Here is an 18,900-nt window from a genome sequence, read left to right on the forward strand (position 1 = left end):
TATGCGGTTATATGCCCAGCAATTCTGTCGCAGCTTCGTAAACCATCTGAGGCGTTGTTCCCAGCATGCAGCGGAAATGTTTTTTCGGGCATGATTCCTTCCCGATGTGTGAACATGGACGACAACTCAACCCGCTGACCTCCATGATTTTAGTCTCAACCCCGTAAGGGAAAAATCCTAATTCCTTCACGCTCGAGCCGAATATGGCAACAATTTTTTTGCCGAGCGCGTTCGCCGCGTGCATCAGGAATGAATCGTTCGTGATAACCAGATCTGCGTGAGAAAGCATCGCGGCACTCTCGAGCATAGTCAGCTTCCCGCTGAGACTGCTAACTCCGCCGGCTCTTTCGATGGCGCCGCATATCTCTGCATCTTCCCGCCCTCCGATCAGGACAACATGGTCCTGCACAGATATCATCTTGGCAAGCGCAATCCAGTTTTCAACAGGCCAGCGCTTCGTGAAATGCTTTGATCCGGGGCAAAGGAATATTGTCCTGTCTCCTCTGGAAGCCAGCGTTTCCCAAATTTCGTTGGTCTTCTCCTTCATGCCCGGGGGGAAAAAAATATCAGGCTTCGAAACCTGTGTTATTGTCTTGTCGTAGACCTGCGCGTATTTTAGAGCGACAGGACGTACCTCACGAAAGAGATTTAGTTTCATCTTTACGAGTGCTGCTCGCTTGAAAATCTCCTTTCTGATCGTTCCGATTCTTTTTGAAGTCCCCTTTCTCAAGTAAATGCTTCTGAAATTGTTCTGAAGGTCTAAAGTGGAGTCGAATCTTTCGCCGAGCAGTTGCTGTCTCAGTCTCTCGAGTTGAACGAGATCCGTATTTTCCTGAACTAAATGCACGGTGCTTATGTTAGGGTTATATTGAATAAGGTCGGAATAAATTGACTTTACGACAAAATGAATTTCGGAATCAGGTTCTTTTTCTTTTATCAACTTAAGGAGAGGCGAAGTAAGAATGATATCGCCCGCCGAGCTTAATCTTATCAGGAGCTTTTTTGACATTGGCATTCTTAAAAGTTATGAATTAGACGATGCAGTTTCAAATGTCGGGGAAAAAATTGGTTTGCATCTTGACTGAGACGAAAATAAATTCTCAGAAGACGTGAGAGGAGAATTATGAAGACATTGCCGCACACGATAGAGGAGCTCAAGAGATCCGGGTACAAAGTGCTGCCGGTGAAGGAAGAGATTAGAAAAAATCTTTCCGCGAAATTGGAAAAAGGAGAGGCGCTATTCCCGGGAATAATCGGGTACGAGAAAACTGTAATCCCGGCCATCATCAATGCACTTCTTGCCAGGCACGATCTTATTCTTCTCGGCCTGCGCGGTCAGGCGAAGACGAGAATTGCCCGGAGCCTCATCTGCCTCCTGGACGAATTTGTGCCGGTGATAAAAGGATGCGAGATAAATGACAATCCCTATAACCCGGTCTGCAAACGGTGTGTCGATCTCGTGAGCGAACATGGCGATGACGTGGAAATCGAATGGCTCCCTCCGGATCGGAGATACGGAGAGAAACTTGCGACTCCAGATGTGACAATCGCCGATCTCATAGGGGATATCGATCCGATAAAGGCGGCAGTGCAGAAGCTTCACTATTCGCACGAGGGTGCGATACATTTCGGAATCATCCCGAGAACGAATCGCGGTGTTTTCACTATCAATGAGCTCCCCGATCTCCAGCCGAGAATTCAAGTCGGACTCTTCAACATCATGGAAGAAAAAGATATTCAAATCCGCGGATTCAATGTCAGGATTCCCCTGGATGTTTTGATGGTTTTCACCGCCAATCCGGAAGATTATACGAACCGCGGCAATATTATCACGCCTTTGAAAGACAGGATCGACTCCCAGATTCTCACGCACTATCCGCACAGTATCGATGATGCGATGAAGATCACCGAGCAGGAAGCGTGGACCAGGCGCGGCAACGGAAGAGAAGTTGTGATGCCCCATTATTTGAAAGAGGTTATAGAGGAGATCGCATTCCAGGCACGCGGCAGCGAATTCGTCGATCAGAAGAGCGGAGTCAGCGTCAGGATGACGATCTCCGTAATGGAAAATCTCATCAGCAGTGCGGAACAGCGCGCAATTATCAACAATGAAAAGGTGATCGTCCCGAGAATATGCGACCTCCAGCAGGTTCTGCCGGGCATGACGGGGAAATTGGAACTCGTATTTGAAGGCGAGCAGGAAGGTTCCGTTAAGGTGAGTCGCGCGCTTATCGGCAAAGCCGTCAGAGAGACTTTTAAAAAGTATTTTCCGGACCCGCTGCAGAAAAAAATGCGCGGCGGACAAAGCGAGGAGATGAAGAAAACTGCGAGGCAGAGCGAGGTCACGAGTTACAGCAAGGAAGACGAGTATTCTCCGATTATCAACTGGTTCGAATCCGGCAACAAGGTTGAGGTCGCCGACGACATGGCATTCGACGATTACTATTCCCAGCTTTGCAAGGTGGCACACTTAAAGGATGTCGTGAAAAAACACATGAATGTCGATGAATCGAAGAGGTACGAATTTGCCACTTCGATGGAATTCGTTCTGGACGGCCTGCATCAATTTTCGAGGATAGCGAAGGACGATACGGAGAACGTCGTTGCATACAAGGATTTGGTCGGAAGTATTTTCCCGCCGAAGGAAAGGTTCGACGAAGATTAGAATTGTCTGAAGGAATTCATTCAGGTGGTTCACTCATGCTGATCGAGAAGTTCGAAGACGGTCCGATATGGACAACAGGTTATTTGTTATACGATCGAAGGTCGCTCGAAGGGGCAGTGGTTGACGTTCCGCTATGGTCGTCGGATAAAATGTATAAGCGGATCAAAGAACTTGATTTAGATTTGAGATTTGTCATTGCGACTCACGGACATTGGGACCACATTGGCGAAATGAGAAAGTTGAAAGCGCTGACCGGTGCGAGAATATGTGCCCACACATCCGACGAGTGGATGATGAAGGATCCGAATGGTTCTTTGATCCCTCCTCCGATACCCGTTGAAGCGGTGAACATCGATATCCCGCTGGAAGATGCCATGGAACTGCGGTTTGGCAGTTGTGTCCTGAGGGTCATTCACACGCCGGGTCATTCTGCAGGCTCAGTTTGTCTTTACGATGAAATTGACGGCGTGATGTTTACAGGTGATACTTTGTTCGCGGGTTCGATTGGGAGAACTGATTTACCGTCAGGCTCTTACGAAGAAATAGCCGGCAGCATCTCCAACAAAGTTTTTTCTTACCCGGAAGAAACGGGGATATTTCCAGGTCACGGTATGGATAGTACATTGAAAAAAGAGAGGGCAGAAAATCCGTTCGTGCAGGTGATGTTTGCTGAAAGGTAGGCTCATTTAGAATAGAGGTCGCAGCATGTTTTCGTATCGATCGTTTCGTGATGGACGTTTAATATGATGATAGAGAGGTAAACGATGAGATTCCGGTATTCGAAATGGACTGAAAGCTCGATGACAGATGAACAGCGTTTGCAGAGCATGATCTCTATGTTCAGTTATCTTCTGCTGCAAACGAGCGGCGATACTGAGGAAGCGCTCGAATGGATGAGGCAGCTGGGAAAGGAGTACGAGCTTTTCGATGAGGAGATGACCCTCGAGGAATTCATAAACAAGCTGAAGGAGCTCGGGTACATCGAGGACGCCAAGGATGTCGTGATACTGACAGCCAAAGGAGTGCAGCGAATCCGGGAAGATGCACTTCGCGAAGTGTTTTCGAATCTAAAGAAGAGTCCTCTCGGTTCCCATGAATCGCCTCATACCGGACAGGGCGTTGATCGCTTGAGCGAAACGAAGAAATATCATTTCGGCGACCAGCCGACCAACATAGATTTGACTTCGACCCTCACGAATGTCTTGAAGCACGACACGATCGAGAACTTCAGATTAGAGGAGGACGATATCGAGGTGTATGAAACCGAGCACATGACCAGCTGTGCCACTGTAGTTCTGATCGATATCAGTCATTCCATGATTCTATACGGCGAAGATAGAATAACTCCGGCGAAGCAGGTTTCGCTCGCGCTAGCCGAGTTGATACGCACAAAATTTCCCAAAGACCACTTGAATATTGTGGCCTTCGGCGACGACGCGAAGGAGATAACTCTTGCGGAGCTTCCGTTCGTCACTGTGGGACCATACCACACGAACACCCGCGCGGCTCTTCGGCTCGCGAGGAGTATTTTGCGCCGGAAGGGAAATGTCAACAAGCAGATCTTTCTCGTGACTGATGGCAAACCTTCCGCGATATTCGAAGACACAGGCCGGCTTTACAGGAATTCGTTCGGGCTCGATCCTCGAATTGTGAACAAGACGCTCGACGAGGCAGTCGCATGCCGGCGGGAGAAAATTGTCATAAGCACGTTCATGGTCGCCAAGGATCCCTACCTGATCAATTTTGTCGAGGAGCTTACGCAGGCAAATAAAGGCCGTGCATATTATTCTTCGCTGAACAAGCTCGGCGAATATATTTTTGTCGATTACATCCGCAACAGAAGGAAAAAGTTCAACAGCTCTCTGCCGTAGACCGAATTAGTTGGGGGGTGATGGGTTGAAGAGTAAGGGCGGCTGTCCATGGCAATAAGCCTATGTGTTCTCGTGGCAATGCGTACGAGAGTATTAGGTGTTAGACACAGTCTGTCTTACTTGCACTTGATGGATGCAAGCAATAAATTAAAGTGTCAGAATAATCAGGGTATTTGAAGGCCGGGGATGTTAAAGGCATTGCCACGGTGGCCGATAGGGATTGCTTTTCAGACTTCTTAATTCCAAAAAAGGAAAAGAACCATGAAGCATTCTTACATTTTTCTCTTGGCCGTTTTGATTTCGTCTCCTCTTTCCGCTCAAATGAGATATTACGTGTCGACCGACAGCGTAGTATATCATTACGGAGACAGCATTCACATCATGATCACCGCAGTCAACACCGGAAGCACCCCCGACACGTTATATCTGAGCGGATGCGACGTCAGTTACTACGTCGACAATTTCAGCCTCCTTGGACATCGGCCCTGCCCGCTGGTAATAGTCGGTACCGTGATTCCTCCTCATGATTCGGTTAGCTGGAGCGGGGCCCCCGAGTTACCGCCCTATCCGGTCAACAAGGACACGCTGCCGGCAGGCAGACATGCCATCGTCGGCCAGGTCGGCCGCTATTGGATCTCAGACACGCTTTGGATCACGGTGAGCTCATTGAATGCAGTGAGGCACACTGCCGGCAATCCTCAGACCTATACTCTTGAAAATAATTATCCCGATCCATTCAACCCTTCAACCGTCATTACGTATCAATTGCCCGTAAACAGCTTCGTGATGTTGAAGGTTTACGATGTTCTGGGGAGAGAAGTTCGGACACTGGTGGACAAACACCAGAGCGCGGGAAGGTACTTCTTGAGATTCGACGCCGCCAATCTGCCGAGCGGAATGTATTTCTACAGGCTGCAAGCGGGGACGTTCAGCGCGACGAAGAAACTTGTGGTGTTGAAATAACTCTCAATCTGCCGGAAAGCGTTTTCCGTTTGTCGGGAGGCTTTGAGCGTGGCCCTTCGCATTCTTGTTTTCGTTCGACGGCGTGGGGGCTCCTCTAAGAGTGAAAACGAAAATGTCTTAAACGGAGCTGAAACTCTCTCAAACATAGTTGAAACTTACCCAAACATTGTTGAGAACCACTCGCACAGAGTTGAAGCTTATTTAGATGCTGTTGAAAATGACCCGGGCAGAGTTGAAACTCATCCAGATGCTCTTGAAAGGTATTCGGGCAGAGGTGAAACTTACTCAGACGCTGTTGAAAACGACTCAGACAGAGTTGAAACTCACTCAGACGCTGTTGAGAACTGCCTGGGCGGGGTTGAAACTCACCTGGATGCTGATGAATCTTCGTTGAGCATTCCTCGGACTTAAATGGGCGTTGTTGAGATCCCCTTGGACGTTATTGAAAACTCTTTGTGCATAGGCGATGCCTGCTTGTGCACTTCTTGGAATTTTTGTTTTCTGATGTGAAAGTCGGTATTCCCTCTTGACATATAAATTATTTCGTCTAATTTGTATTTGATCTCAGAGGACAAATCCGATCCTGAAGAGGATGAAGGTGAAGATTTGTGGCGGGGATAGATTCAGGGAGTTGCAGTAACCCTTTTCCTGCTCAAGCACCATTCAAACTGAAACTGACTTGAAATGCTTCGATCCGGGAAGCATTTACCCGTCTTCACTTCCGGTGAGTCCTTCGTGGTCTTTGTAAAAAGTATGGATATTGTCTGACTCTTTTTTTGTAAGAACGCCGTATTCTCCCGCAAGGGAAGATATAGAATAAACAGAAGGAAGATGCACGATCCGTGGACCGACGAATACCGGGACGGCGTGCGCTTAAACAGAAAAGAGGAGAAGGGACATGCCTTACAGCATAGGGCAGGTAACGGAAGACGGCGACAATCTCCAGCTGACGATGCAAAATCACAGGGCGGAGATGATCGCAAAGGGCTTCAAAGAGGCTCGATTCCAAAGCTTCGACGACTCGCTTAATGCGGTGGTCAGGAAAAACTCTACGCAGAAAGCCGCACACTCGACGCTTCTGCAGAGCACTTCGGATCAGAACGATGCCATCGACGAAGGAGTGAAGATGGTGACGAAGATTCAAGACGCTGCAAAGTCGGCTTTCGGGAAAAACAGGACGAAACTGAACGAATTCAAGATCGGTGCGAAGAAGCCATATGTCGTCAGCAGGCTCGCCGCTCTCTTGGATTACCTCGCCGGCGTCTGCACAAAGTACCATGATGAGCTAATTGAGAATGGCCTGACCGAGGACGATTTCACTGCGATCACGGCGGCGTACACAAACCTTGTTTCGACAGATGCGGTGCAGGAGCATTCGAAGAAGCTGCGCAATGTAGCGACAGAAACGAGAGACGATGCCGTTGCCGCGCTTCAGGAGGAAATGTTCAAGGTAAGAAGCTTTGCTAAGGCGGCTTTTGCAGGTAACAAGGCAGTGCTTGAGGAGTTCAAGCCGATCAAGAAGGGAAAAGGGAGAGCGGCAGCGAAGCCTCCTGTTCCGGTTCCGGAGCCGCAGGCGGCAACACAGCCGAAGTAAACGAAAACAATATGAGGCCTCTCAACCTTGTCAAGGTTAAAAAACCTTGACAAGGTTAAGGCCATGGTGAGCAGATGCGATACGAGACCGATTCATATTACCATGTTTACAACCGTGGAGCACACTCCCAGCCGATCTTCTTGGAACAAGAGAACTATAGATATCTCGTTTCATTGTTCGAGAAGAACTCGGAAAGGTACGACACCATAGTAGCTGCATATTGCCTTATGCCGAATCATTATCACCTTGTGCTGAGGCAAAAACACGACGGTTCAATCGGTTCGTTTCTTAGAACGACGTTCAATACCTACACTCAAGCCATGAACAAGCGATTCGGAACAAGCGGTACGTTATTTCAAGGCCAGGCAAAGATAAGGCAAATCAGTACTGAAGCGTACTGTTTGCGAATTGTCCCGTACGTCCATTTGAATCCCGTAGCTGCAAAGCTGGTCAGTTCGGTAGACCGATGGCAATTCTCGAATTACCTCGAGTGGATCGGGAAACGAAAAAGTATCCTCATGGACATTGAATTGCGAAATGGTTATTTCCCGAATCCGGAAGATTACGAGATTTTTGTAGGAAATTATCAAACCGAAAGGGAACGTAAAGAACTCGGTGGGTTCTTGTTTGATGAATCTTGAAAACCCGGATCAAACATTGTCAAGGTTAAGAAACCTTGACAATGTTATTGGTTATAAACGGAGATGCATATGAAAAAGATAAATTTTAATCATTTCAATTTGCTGTTCGTGTCCATCTTCATTGCCGGGTGCGGGTTTCAGGCTGCAGTTTTTGACCAGGCGGCTTATGAGCATAGTGTTTCCCTCAAAGTCGATGCGCTTAACCTCATGGGTAAAGCGACGTCTCCTTACGATTCGTGCCGGACAGAGATTGAGGCCGTGATAGTTGAATTCCAGAAAGCCTACGAGTATGCAAAGGGACTTCCGAATAACGATGAGACCGTCAAGCAATATGAAATCATGATGGACCCGCAGCAAGCCTCGTTCTTCGGATTCCTCGCAAGGTGGGAATCGGAAGGACGGCTTGGTGCAACTTTCGTGGGCGATGCCAGGGCTGAAGTAAGCCGTCATTTCGATGATGTAATCGGACTGGAGAGCGGCAAGAAGAAGAAAACCTAAAAAGGAGCATCTGTCATGTCAGAATTCGATGATTTCTGGAAAGCTCTTACGGCAGGGATAGAAAATTTGGCCGTCGGGGCATTGAAAGATTACAAAGATCAAGTCGTGAAAGATGGTCAGGACTTTGCTAATGCACTGAAGGCAGATCTTACGTTGTGGACGACACAGCTTGCCAATCACGATATAACCGATAAGGATTTCGAGTGGCTGGTAGAGAGCAAGAAAGCCGAGGCAAAACTCCTTGCGCTCAAGCTGGAAGGGTTGGCAAAGGAAGCACTCAGTCGGTTTGTCGATGATCTTGTCAACCTGATTATTACTACGGCTGGAAAGTTTTTCTAGATGTTTCGGATCAAACCTTCAAACCTTGTCAAGGTTTCTTTTAACCTTGACAAGGTTACACAAGGTTACATTAAAAAGGAGATAAGATGGAATCGCGTATTGGATCAGTCAGCGAGCTGGCAGTAAAAATCGCACAGGATTCGGACCTCGCAGCAAAAATTAAGCAAAACCCGGCCGAAGCAATTGCCAGATTGGCGGCACCAGTGATTCAAACGGACGTTTGGATTTACCGTATGGTGGTCGGCTTTCTCGGGTTGGCCGTGCTGGCCGGGGTAATCGGTGCCATCATACTATCCATGGCGGGGAAGCCGACTCCCGAAGTGCTTGTTGCTTTAGGATCTGCTGCGGTAGGTGCTTTAGCTGGACTGTTGGCTCCGTCTCCGGCAGGCAAGTAATATGTCGGGAGACGGTTAATCTGTAGCATAAGACGGAAGCCCGGGATGGTTTCGCCTCTTTTTATTTGTCATTCGAGGGAGCGATTCGCGTGATGAGAATTGTTGGTTGAGTATTATCAGTATCGGTGAGCGAATAGGTGCATTGCCAATATGGAAATTCCACAGTTGCGCCATGATATAGAATCATTGAATTGCATAATCGGCGACGCTATATTTTACAAGACTCATTCATTAACTAAATGGCTTATGAAAGCAATATTTTGAGCCCCGGAAACTCAGGGAAGGGCTGGCTTAATAACATGGGGATATTTCACAGTGAATCATTGGCGGATTTGACTGATACCTGTTTGGAGGAAAAGAAGAATGGACACCGTTAGTTTTGAACCCACGAAGCAATTGTTTATCGATGTTCTTACGAAGGACATCAGTATTCATGATTGCGTTCTTGACTTGGCAGACAATTCTGTCGACTCATATGTTTGGCACAAATTAAGTCAGCGAAGGACTATCCAGTTAGGATTTGGCAAGGATGAGTTCCATGTTTACGATGATTGTGGAGGTATCCCTGCAAAGAAGGTAAGAGAGGAGGTGTTTCGTTTCGGGTTTTCGGATCTTAAAGCAAGGAGGTCCACGATCGGGTTTTATGGTATTGGTTTGAAAAGGGCGGTGTTCAAAATAGCAAGGGAAATTAGATTTGAAACCGATGATGGCAATAAATACACTCGTGTGGATATCAACGTTCATGACTGGGCCGAAAAAGAGCACGAATGGACATGGCCATTACATCCCAGCTCTGGAAAATCAAAACTGAAAAAGGCAGAGAAACCATACACTAAGATTGTTATGTCTGATCTAACAGACGAAGCAAAAGAGACTTTCGATGTAGCTTTCATAAATGATCTCAAGGAGACAATAGGTATTTATTATACCCGATTTATTCAGAATAAAATTACTTTTATGGTCGACAAAGAAAAAATCGGCCCGTTCGATCTTGGAATTAAGTATAGCAAAGAATATCCGCCTGCCAATCATATAGAAGAGTATGAGGGAGTGAAAATTCATATAACGTGTTGGATTCAGCCGTGGGAGGGACGTCGTACCGAGAAAGAACGTGGACGTCAAGGCTGGAACATTTTTATGAATGATCGGTTGGTTATCCATGATGACGCTTCGCCTAAAACTGGATGGTCAGGCGACGAAGGTCAGCTTCCGAAGATGCACAGCATCTTCAATCAATTTCGCGGTTTGGTTTTATTAGAATCGAAAGATCCATCAAAACTTCCCATAAATACTTTAAAAAACGATTTTCATACTGAAAATGTTGTATATAAGCATTTGTTGAGTGAGATGATTCACGCTGCACGTCCATTGGTAAATTTTCTATCCAAGAAATACGGCCGTGCAGATGAAATTGAAGCAAAAGCAGTTCAAACGGCTATGGGATCAGAGGGCCAATCCGAAATAGAGACTGTTTCAATCGATAAGCTTACGAAGAATCGTGACTTTAAGGTTACTTCTACTCCTAAAGCAAATGATGGGTTGGTGATGATTAGATATTGGAAACCGAAAGAACAAGTTGAATTAGTGAAAAACTATTTAAAAATAACAAAGAATCCTGACGTTGGAGTTAAGACTTTTGACTACTTTGTAAAGGTTGAGGGGCTAGAAAATGAAAAGTAGTAGCTTCGAGAGGATAAACTACACGTTGCGTCCTAAAAAACAAATTGAACGTAAAATCTTGATCGAATTTTTTCAGCAGGTTTCCAAACATTCAAGGGAGATGGATATATGTAAATACCACTATATCGGAATGGGTTCTATTTTCTATTATGATTTCATCCTATTCCATAAGTATTTACATATTAGACGAATGACTTCGATAGATGACAAAATCAACATCAAGAGATTCGAATTTAACAAGCCATATGATTTTGTGACCTTTCAACCCCAAAAGACGACAGATTTTTTTGGCGAAAATTCCTTAACTGACAAAGTAATAATTTGGCTCGATTATGATTACTCACTCTTCAGAAGATTGAAAGACGGAACGATACAAACAACCAACATACTTAAAGACATTGACCTGATTACACAAAGCGTCAAAAATAAGAGTTTCTTAATCATAACCATAAATGCAGGCTTTCCTAAACAAATAAAGGATCAGCTTACCGTGATCAGCCTTTTCAGAAAGTGGATGTCCAGGGAATTTAAATCTGGTGGAGAAATTGACGACGAGAAAGGTTTTCCTTTGGTCCAAAATATTATCCTGAATTTTATTGAGGAAAAACAAAAGTTTAATTCAACGAAATTCTACAAATTGTTCTCATTCAAGTATAATGATGGGGCTCCGATGTTCACCCTTGTCGGGGTTTTTGATGACTCGGATGCCTTTCAGAAATCAGTTGTAAATGAGAGATTTGTAAAGATAGATGACAGCATTGTTGATATCAACGTTCCTATACTCACTTATCGTGAGAAGCTTTATTTGGATTCACGTATTGAAGGTCTGTCGGAAAAGAATAAGGCACTTGATGACTTAAAGTTTAAAGAGGAGTTGTCTAAGTTAGAATTTGAGTTGGATGACAGCGGCCTTATAAAATCTTATTTGGAATTTTATCCCTACTACCCGCAATATTATGAAGGGGTGATATGAGGGGTATTCGGTATTTAATAGCTGATGCTAGAAAAAGTAAACAAATCTTCCTAAAACATGGATACCCTAAGCCTACTCTTATTCTGACTTCTCCACCTTACCATGATATTAAGAACTACGGGAATTCGAAAAATCAACTCGGTTTCAACCAGACGTATGAACAATATTTAAAGGACGTTGCTAATGTCTTTCAGCAGTGTTACGAAATATCGAAACTCAATGCGACATTCTGGTTGGTTGTGGATACAATCAGGAAAAACGGTAGTACCGTGACCCTGCCTTTTGATATAAACAATAAGCTGCATGAACTGTATAAGAACGATACTTGGAATTTGAAAGAAATCATAGTCTGGAACAAATACAAGAACACACCATGGCAAGCAAAGGGACGCCTAAAAAATCAATTTGAGTATATTCTTTTCTTTACCAAAGGGAGAAATTTCAAATACCGAATCGACAAAACACGAGAAATAACCGACTATAAGAATTGGTGGCTCACTTATCCAGAAAGATACAATTCTAATGGTAAGGTCCCGAGCAACATATGGGAATTCACAATCCCAATTCGAGGATGGGGAAATAGCCGCCAAGAACACATGTGTCCTTTTCCTTTCCCGCTCATAGAGAGAATATTGTCCATTTCATCTGACAAAGGGGACATGATTTTTGATCCATTTGTCGGTTCTGGATCGACCTTGGCTCTTGCGAACGAGATGGGAAGAAGAGCAATTGGTTTCGATGTGAATTCAAAATATAAGAGAGAGTTTGAGGAAGATGTTCTGGTGGGAGCTAGGTTATATTGGAGTAAGCGTAAACAAGAATTGGATACGGTCAAAAAGAAGATAAGCAAATTCAGATCCATCAATCTAAGCCTCAGGAAGCTAAAGGCTGGTTTTGAAATAATCGAAAATCAGCCACGGAATGTAAAGAGGCAATTCCTTTTCTTTGCTCTCTTTGCCACGAGAAGGCGTGCCCAGGCTGACCTTATCATGGTTCCAAAATCAGGAAATCAAAAGCAACTCAAGACCTCTGGGATTCAGCGGATGGCGAATGATATTTCTGAAATTTTTAGAACTAGCATAAGCGTTAAAACCATCAGCAAGCAAAGGTTCAACCATTTATTTCCACGACGCCAGTCTTTCTTCGCATACAACAAGGACCATATTTTTAAGTACTTATTTAAAATGCGATCAAAGGAAATTGTTAATGCAAACGGTACGATCAAACCAGGTCTTTTATTCTCAGATCTAAAGCTCGCTCTTGATCCAAAGAATGCATTAGAAAAACTGTAGAATCTTTTGTAATAATTCCTTTCTTAAAGACTAAGGTCTACCGTATCCATTTTTCTTTTCAACAAACGAATGGAAATCTTTTTCATTGCGGAGTCTCAATTTCGAGACGATCCAAACCACAGCCTCATCTCTTCTCCCCCGTATTGCTTGCGAAGTCATTCACGGCCCGCACCAGCTTGTCGATGTGTCCGCAGACCATGGTATCGAAGGCTTTGTATCCCTCGGGCTGCAGATTGAATGCTTCCGGATAACTCTTCGCGATGATTCTCTTGACAATTGGAGTCAGGTCGTTTTCCAACGTCTTCATTTTCCACTCTTCCTCCATGGCCTCATCCCAGGCTTTGTCAAGCTCTTTCTGTCCTTCTTCCGTAATATTCTCCACCATAAGCCTTGCCTCCTGAAGTTATGACGCTATTAATATAACATATTTGGTCAATAATAGGCTATAGTATTTCACCGCGGCTGTCTGTAACTTTTCAAACCAGATCGAGTAAATATCTGTTAGCTTATCAAACATACACTCTGAAAATATTGGAACAAGGATCAAGTAAAAACCACGGATTTCCACTGATTTCGTCGCTGCATCATGTTTGTATTCGTGATGACTTGTCCCTTTTATGTTACCCGTGTTCCATGTCTTGTTTCCCATCAATCAAAACCCTGAGGCAATAGTATGAAAAGAACAGCTTTGCTCTTTGCAGCATTAATGTTTGCCGGTGCAGTCCAGCAGGCGACCGCGCAAATAGACGCGAGACTACTTCAGTATCCCGCGGTATCGAAAACACAGATCGTCTTCGAATATGCAGGCGACCTGTGGGTGTCTCCGAAGGAAGGTGGAACGGCCAACCGGCTCACCACTCCTCCCGGAGACGAATTCCTTCCGCGTTTTTCTCCCGATGGATCGAAGATCGGGTTCACGGGCAACTACGAAGGAAACGTGGACGTGTATGTCATCCCGTCCAAAGGAGGAATGCCGTTACGGATCACGCACCACGGCTATCCGGACAGGATGGTCGACTGGTATCCCGACGGCAAAAATCTTCTGATCGCGACCTCGATGGAAAGCGGCAGACAGAGATACGACCAGTTCTATAAAGTATCCGCCGAGGGAGGAATGCCGGAAAAACTTCCTATTCCCTACGGTGAATTCGGAACTGTATCCCCCGACGGAAACAAGATCGCCTATACTCCGATGTCGCAGGCATACCGGACGTGGAAGAGATACCGGGGCGGATGGGCGGCGGACATCTGGGTGTATGATCTCGAAAAAGGGACGGCGGAGAACATCACGGACAATCCTGCAAACGACGAATTCCCGATGTGGCACGGCAGCACGATTTACTTTCTCTCCGACCGTGGCGAGAATGAAAGGGCAAATATCTGGGCTTATGATATTAATACGAAACAGACGCGGCAGATAACCGACTTCAAAGATTTCGATATCCATTTCCCGTCGATCGGACCTGACGATATAGTCTTCGAAAACGGCGGCAAGCTTTATCTCCTCGACCTTGCCACGGAAAAATATCACGAGGTCAAGATCGAAGTAGTGACCGACGAGATAACGTTGATGCCGAAACCGGAAAGCGTCGAGAAGATGATCGGCAGCTTCGCCGTCTCCCCCGACGGCAAGCGCGGAGTATTCGAAGCCCGCGGCGACATTTTTTCAGTGCCCGCAGAAAACGGGAACGTAGTCGATTTGACGAATACATCCGGAGCCTTCGAAAGATTTCCTGCGTGGTCTCCAAACGGAAGATACGTTGCATATTGGAGCGATCGATCAGGCGAGTACGAGCTCACGCTTAAGGACATGGAAAATCCCGCTGCGGAGAAGAAGCTCACTTCATACGGTCCCGGCTTCAGATACAATATTTACTGGTCGCCCGACAGCAAGAAAATAGCTTTCATCGATAAGGCTATGGACATCTACATTTATGATCTCGACAAAGACAAGACCACTAAAGTAGACAGAGAAGAATATTATTATGAGGGAGGTTTGGTTGGCTTCAAGCCATCATGGTCCTCGGACAGCCGCTGGCTTGCCTATGCAAAAGATTTTGACAACAGGCACACGGCGATCTATATTTACGACTCGAAAGAAGCGGAGGTCCATCAAGTTACGAGCGGCTATTACAACGATGACGCGCCCTGTTTCGATCCCGATGGGAAATATCTGTATTTCTTTACGAACAATACATTTGCTCCCGTGTACGGCGACATGGACAACACGTTCATCTACCCAAACTCAACGAGGATCGCCGCAGTTACTTTAACAGATACTCTTGCCTCCCCGCTCGCGCCGAAGGACGATACGACTTCGATCAAGAAGGATGAAGGGTCGAAGAAGGAAGAGCCGAAGAAGGATGAGGGAAAGAAGAGTGAAGAAAAAACGAAGGAAGTGCGAATCGACTTTGAAGGCATCGCGGAAAGGGCAGTTATACTTCCGCCTCCCGCCGGCAACTACAACAATTTAGAAGCGGTTTCCGGGAAAGTTGTTTACCTGAAAGGTCCGAACAGCGGATCGGCGGATAAGAAGAACTCGATCGGATATTACGATTTGGATAAGAGGGAAGAGAAGACAATCTCGGACGACGCGTCGAATTACATGATTTCAGCCGACCACAATAAGATCATGATCGCCAAGGATGGCTCATACTTCATCACAGACGTCGCTCCCGATCAGAAGCTCGAGAAGAGGATGCCGACGAGCCAGATGGAGGTGACGATCAACCCGCGCGAAGAATGGCATCAGATTTTCAACGACGTCTGGCGCTTTGAGCGAGACTACTTCTACGATCCGAACATGCACGGCGTCGATTGGAACGAGATGCGAAAGCAATACGGCGCACTGATAGACAACTGCATGACGCGGTCGGATGTCAACTACGTCATCGGCGAACTGATTTCCGAGATGAGCTCGTCGCACACCTACAGGTTCGGCGGAGACGTTGAGCAGTCCAAGCAGAGAGCGGTCGGATATTTAGGAATCGACTGGGAGCTCGCGAATGGAGCGTACAGGATCAAGACAATCATCAAGGCCGCGCCATGGGACAGCGATGTAAGGTCTCCGCTCGATCAGCCCGGAGTCAATGTGAAAGAAGGGGATTACATACTTGCCGTGAATGATGTTCCCATCGACGTGACAAAGGACCCTTATGCGGCGTTCGAAGGTCTTGCGGGAACAACTGTTGAATTGACCGTCAACAGCAAACCGTCGATGGATGGCGCGAGGAAAATCGTGGTTGAAACGATGACCGACGAAGCAAGACTCCGCCAGCTTGCGTGGATGGAGTCGAATAGAAAAATCGTTGACAAAGAGACCGGCGGCAAAATTGGCTACATTTACGTCCAGGACACAGGTGTTCCAGGTCAGGACGATCTTGTCAGACAATTGACGGCACAGTTCGACAAACAAGGATTGATCATCGACGAAAGGTTCAACAGCGGCGGACAGATTCCGGACCGGTTCATCGAGATGCTCAATAGAAAACCGCTCGCATTCTGGGCCGTAAGAGACGGAAAAGACTGGCAATGGCCGCCTGTGGCCAACTTTGGTCCGAAGGTGATGTTGATAAACGGATGGAGCGGCTCGGGCGGCGACGCGTTCCCGGATTATTTCCGCGAGGCCGGTCTCGGTCCGCTCATCGGCATGAGGACATGGGGCGGGCTGATCGGGATCACCGGCGCACCGCCGTTGATCGATGGCGGAGCGATCACTGTTCCGACATTCAGAATGTACATGCCCGATGGAAAATGGTTTGCCGAAGGACACGGAGTCGATCCCGACATAAAAGTTGTCGACGATCCAGCTCAGCTTGCAAGAGGAATCGATCCGCAGCTCGAGAAGGGAATTGAAGTCGTGATGCAATTATTGAAAGATCATCCGCCGGTGAAACCTGAGCGGCCGGCGTACGAGAAGAGATAGAAAAATTACCTCACCCTGATCCCTCTCCTTGAGGGGGAGGGAAATGGGTGGGGAAGTAATGCAACGTTGGATTCGATGTGGAAGCGAGGATTGTAGGAGAGGATTGCTGGCGGCGCGGTGGCGGGAACTGATTTTTATAACATGAAATCATTGTCCCGTTTCTGCAGCAAGCTCCTTTACCACAGAGTTCTTTTTGGTGGCCTGCCGGTACACGATCACAAAAACACCCGACAGAAGAATTGACGCGATAAATCCAAGAAACGGAGTCTCACCGGAGAGAAAAGCCACGACCGGATGTCCGTCCGGCATTTTATATAATGAAAGGACTGCGAGAAGATTGTTCGTGAAATGCGCCGCCATGCCGGGGAGAATGCTCTTGCTCCTGTAGTAGAAAAACCCAATGAGGATTCCCAGGAGGGAAAGTGAAATCAGGTTGATCGGCTGCATGTGATAAAGTCCGAATATTATTCCCGCAATAAAGACGCTCTTCATTCCCATCGTGCGCTCCAGCGTTCGCTGGAAATACCCTCGAAAGAGCGTCTCTTCGCAAATTGCAGGTGTGACGCACACAACGACGATCAGCCAAACGAACTCTCCTGTCGTGTATGATGTAAAAATTTGCGCGTCGATCTGTGCCAGGAAGTCCGGGAAGTTCAGCTGCTTCAATATGAATTCACCTATGAAACTGCTGACCGGTATAAATAGAATTGTGGTAATTACGGCGAGGAGTATCTCGCCAACCGGCACCCGGGTGAGCCTTATGTAAGAAAAGATTTTTTTCGTGTGCCAGTGCTTTATGAGCCAGATAGTCGGACCAAGCATGAAGACGAATTCACATATCATGACCGACAATCGAATCGGATTTTTTGTCGCCATGATCGTATCCTTCATTTCCTCCAGGAACGATCCGCCTTTATAATTCATTCCTCTGGAAAAGACCGCGATCGCAGCAACTATGTTCAGACCGTAGTAATAAATGATGCCGACGATAATCAGTCCGAGGATAGCTGCTGTGGTAAGACTCTTATTTGGCCGTTCCCACGAGCCGTCATACCCCTCGCTGATCATTTCCGGGACTTGAATATTCTCCGTCACGAATTCTTTCTACTGAATAATTTCCGGCGGAGTGTTTTGAATATCGATCGGCGGCGGTGCCTGCATGCCGGGGAGATCATGCTTCCTGGCACGCAGGTCGAAATACATGACCACGGTGAACACAGGCGTGACGAGGAGCGAAAATAAGGAACTGATGCCGATAGCGATTCCGACTCCTGGTCCTAATGACTTCATAGCCTGGTGGATTATCTGCGGATCAGGTTCACCCCCGGAGTTGCCGATCGCCGTGAAGATTCCTCTATAGAAGCTCCACATGCTCCCGAACGTAATCGGAAGAGAAACGATCGAGATGGCGAACTGTGACAGGATGGTAAGCAGGAGCAGGATGCCGAACGTTCGCCACCAATTCTCCTTTACGAGAAACCAGCTTTGGCGAAGCGCATCGAGCGGACTGAGGCTTTCCACCGCTACCGCCGTCAATGAAAAATACCACCTATAGGCTAAATAGATGATAACCGGAACGCCGGCAATAAGGAAGAGCGCGACCAGTATACCAAAAACTACTCCGCTGTCGATGACGACCGCGAAAGTGGATAAGAAGAAGCCGACGACCGCGGTACCGCCCCCAATGATCAAGAGTTTCAGTGCTGCCTGTCCGATTCCGTAAAGCCACTTCATGTAAAAAGTTTCCTTCATGGCTTCATTGAGTCCGACCTCCTCTCCAAGCATTTCTTTGCCGACGGTGTAACTGATGGTAATTTCCGCAAGGAGTGTACCGAGAGCGAGGATGAGTATGGCAACGAAGAACAGAGCCATCTCGCCGAAAAACTGCAGCATGAACGGTGAGCCCGGCTGCTCGTGGATAAGTGAGCCGTTGGATGGAAGTACCATATCTGCAATCGAGGAATAAAAACTGTTCGCCGCAATTATCAGGAGAATGATCGGTATCACGAGAAAAATTACTGCGGCGACGATATTCCGCAGAAACGTTTTTCCGATCAAGGTGAA

General features: G+C 46.7%; 18 protein-coding genes. 14 read left to right on the top strand and 4 right to left on the bottom strand.

The window, feature by feature from the left end; translation table 11 throughout:
* Positions 1-7: 7 nt before the first annotated feature.
* Positions 8-1,009: a glycosyltransferase family 9 protein gene (locus tag VLX91_03810; GenBank protein HUI29320.1), complete on the bottom strand. Its 1,002-nt coding sequence runs from the start codon at positions 1,007-1,009 to the stop codon at positions 8-10.
* A 114-nt stretch (positions 1,010-1,123) separates the two neighbouring features.
* Here VLX91_03810 and VLX91_03815 point away from each other — a divergent pair, with 114 nt between their 5' ends.
* The 13 genes from VLX91_03815 (at position 1,124) to VLX91_03875 (ending at position 12,911) form a co-directional block, all read left to right on the top strand.
* Positions 1,124-2,665, top strand: coding sequence for a hypothetical protein (locus tag VLX91_03815; GenBank protein HUI29321.1), 1,542 nt, complete (start codon positions 1,124-1,126; stop codon positions 2,663-2,665).
* A gap of 2 nt (positions 2,666-2,667) precedes the next feature.
* Positions 2,668-3,345, top strand: coding sequence for an MBL fold metallo-hydrolase (locus VLX91_03820; GenBank protein HUI29322.1), 678 nt, complete (start codon positions 2,668-2,670; stop codon positions 3,343-3,345).
* Positions 3,346-3,429: 84 nt separating this feature from the next.
* Complete coding sequence (locus VLX91_03825; GenBank protein ID HUI29323.1) at positions 3,430-4,536, top strand: VWA domain-containing protein; 1,107 nt, start codon at positions 3,430-3,432, stop codon at positions 4,534-4,536.
* Positions 4,537-4,797: 261 nt separating this feature from the next.
* Complete coding sequence (locus VLX91_03830; protein HUI29324.1) at positions 4,798-5,499, top strand: T9SS type A sorting domain-containing protein; 702 nt, start codon at positions 4,798-4,800, stop codon at positions 5,497-5,499.
* A gap of 48 nt (positions 5,500-5,547) precedes the next feature.
* Positions 5,548-5,910 carry a hypothetical protein gene (locus VLX91_03835; protein ID HUI29325.1) on the top strand — a complete coding sequence of 121 codons (363 nt, stop codon included), beginning with the start codon at positions 5,548-5,550 and terminating at the stop codon, positions 5,908-5,910.
* Positions 5,911-6,397: 487 nt separating this feature from the next.
* Positions 6,398-7,093 (top strand): hypothetical protein, encoded by a 696-nt coding sequence (locus VLX91_03840; GenBank protein ID HUI29326.1) that lies wholly within the window; start codon positions 6,398-6,400, stop codon positions 7,091-7,093.
* A gap of 74 nt (positions 7,094-7,167) precedes the next feature.
* Positions 7,168-7,734 carry a transposase gene (locus VLX91_03845; protein ID HUI29327.1) on the top strand — a complete coding sequence of 189 codons (567 nt, stop codon included), beginning with the start codon at positions 7,168-7,170 and terminating at the stop codon, positions 7,732-7,734.
* A gap of 69 nt (positions 7,735-7,803) precedes the next feature.
* Positions 7,804-8,232, top strand: coding sequence for a hypothetical protein (locus tag VLX91_03850; protein ID HUI29328.1), 429 nt, complete (start codon positions 7,804-7,806; stop codon positions 8,230-8,232).
* Positions 8,233-8,247: 15 nt separating this feature from the next.
* The gene (locus VLX91_03855; GenBank protein ID HUI29329.1) at positions 8,248-8,571 is read left to right on the top strand and encodes a hypothetical protein; all 324 of its coding nucleotides are present in this window, start codon (positions 8,248-8,250) and stop codon (positions 8,569-8,571) included.
* Between the two features lie 86 nt (positions 8,572-8,657).
* Complete coding sequence (locus VLX91_03860) at positions 8,658-8,966, top strand: hypothetical protein (GenBank protein ID HUI29330.1); 309 nt, start codon at positions 8,658-8,660, stop codon at positions 8,964-8,966.
* Positions 8,967-9,329: 363 nt separating this feature from the next.
* Positions 9,330-10,646: an ATP-binding protein gene (locus VLX91_03865; GenBank protein HUI29331.1), complete on the top strand. Its 1,317-nt coding sequence runs from the start codon at positions 9,330-9,332 to the stop codon at positions 10,644-10,646.
* Positions 10,636-11,619, top strand: a complete 984-nt coding sequence (locus tag VLX91_03870) for an O-methyltransferase (GenBank protein HUI29332.1) — start codon at positions 10,636-10,638, stop codon at positions 11,617-11,619. The genes VLX91_03865 and VLX91_03870 overlap by 11 nt, the downstream gene beginning before the upstream one ends.
* Complete coding sequence (locus VLX91_03875; protein ID HUI29333.1) at positions 11,616-12,911, top strand: site-specific DNA-methyltransferase; 1,296 nt, start codon at positions 11,616-11,618, stop codon at positions 12,909-12,911. Before VLX91_03870 ends, VLX91_03875 begins: the two co-directional genes overlap by 4 nt.
* 124 nt (positions 12,912-13,035) lie before the next feature.
* Here VLX91_03875 and VLX91_03880 read toward each other — a convergent pair whose 3' ends face one another.
* Entirely contained in the window at positions 13,036-13,296 is a 261-nt protein-coding gene (locus VLX91_03880; GenBank protein HUI29334.1) for a hypothetical protein, read from the bottom strand.
* A 288-nt stretch (positions 13,297-13,584) separates the two neighbouring features.
* Here VLX91_03880 and VLX91_03885 point away from each other — a divergent pair, with 288 nt between their 5' ends.
* The gene (locus VLX91_03885; GenBank protein HUI29335.1) at positions 13,585-16,836 is read left to right on the top strand and encodes a PDZ domain-containing protein; all 3,252 of its coding nucleotides are present in this window, start codon (positions 13,585-13,587) and stop codon (positions 16,834-16,836) included.
* A gap of 147 nt (positions 16,837-16,983) precedes the next feature.
* Here VLX91_03885 and VLX91_03890 read toward each other — a convergent pair whose 3' ends face one another.
* Complete coding sequence (locus VLX91_03890; GenBank protein HUI29336.1) at positions 16,984-17,931, bottom strand: CPBP family intramembrane glutamic endopeptidase; 948 nt, start codon at positions 17,929-17,931, stop codon at positions 16,984-16,986.
* A gap of 9 nt (positions 17,932-17,940) precedes the next feature.
* Positions 17,941-18,900: hypothetical protein (locus VLX91_03895; protein ID HUI29337.1), on the bottom strand; the 960-nt coding region annotated here is incomplete at its 5' end.

It is taken from the genome of Candidatus Acidiferrales bacterium, assembly GCA_035515795.1.
GTDB lineage: Bacteria > Bacteroidota > Ignavibacteria > Kryptoniales > JAKASW01 > JAKASW01.

Excerpts from the sequence above, each read along its gene's own strand:
- VLX91_03815 (HUI29321.1), top strand. The coding sequence starts at position 1,124 with ATGAAGACATTGCCGCACACGATAGAGGAGCTCAAGAGATCCGGGTAC.
- VLX91_03860 (HUI29330.1), top strand. The coding sequence starts at position 8,658 with ATGGAATCGCGTATTGGATCAGTCAGCGAGCTGGCAGTAAAAATCGCA.
- VLX91_03845 (HUI29327.1), top strand. The coding sequence starts at position 7,168 with ATGCGATACGAGACCGATTCATATTACCATGTTTACAACCGTGGAGCA.
- VLX91_03825 (HUI29323.1), top strand. The coding sequence starts at position 3,430 with ATGAGATTCCGGTATTCGAAATGGACTGAAAGCTCGATGACAGATGAA.
- VLX91_03885 (HUI29335.1), top strand. The coding sequence starts at position 13,585 with ATGAAAAGAACAGCTTTGCTCTTTGCAGCATTAATGTTTGCCGGTGCA.
- VLX91_03880 (HUI29334.1), bottom strand. The coding sequence starts at position 13,296 with ATGGTGGAGAATATTACGGAAGAAGGACAGAAAGAGCTTGACAAAGCC.
- VLX91_03870 (HUI29332.1), top strand. The coding sequence starts at position 10,636 with ATGAAAAGTAGTAGCTTCGAGAGGATAAACTACACGTTGCGTCCTAAA.
- VLX91_03865 (HUI29331.1), top strand. The coding sequence starts at position 9,330 with ATGGACACCGTTAGTTTTGAACCCACGAAGCAATTGTTTATCGATGTT.
- VLX91_03875 (HUI29333.1), top strand. The coding sequence starts at position 11,616 with ATGAGGGGTATTCGGTATTTAATAGCTGATGCTAGAAAAAGTAAACAA.
- VLX91_03850 (HUI29328.1), top strand. The coding sequence starts at position 7,804 with ATGAAAAAGATAAATTTTAATCATTTCAATTTGCTGTTCGTGTCCATC.
- VLX91_03855 (HUI29329.1), top strand. The coding sequence starts at position 8,248 with ATGTCAGAATTCGATGATTTCTGGAAAGCTCTTACGGCAGGGATAGAA.
- VLX91_03810 (HUI29320.1), bottom strand. The coding sequence starts at position 1,009 with ATGTCAAAAAAGCTCCTGATAAGATTAAGCTCGGCGGGCGATATCATT.
- VLX91_03840 (HUI29326.1), top strand. The coding sequence starts at position 6,398 with ATGCCTTACAGCATAGGGCAGGTAACGGAAGACGGCGACAATCTCCAG.
- VLX91_03830 (HUI29324.1), top strand. The coding sequence starts at position 4,798 with ATGAAGCATTCTTACATTTTTCTCTTGGCCGTTTTGATTTCGTCTCCT.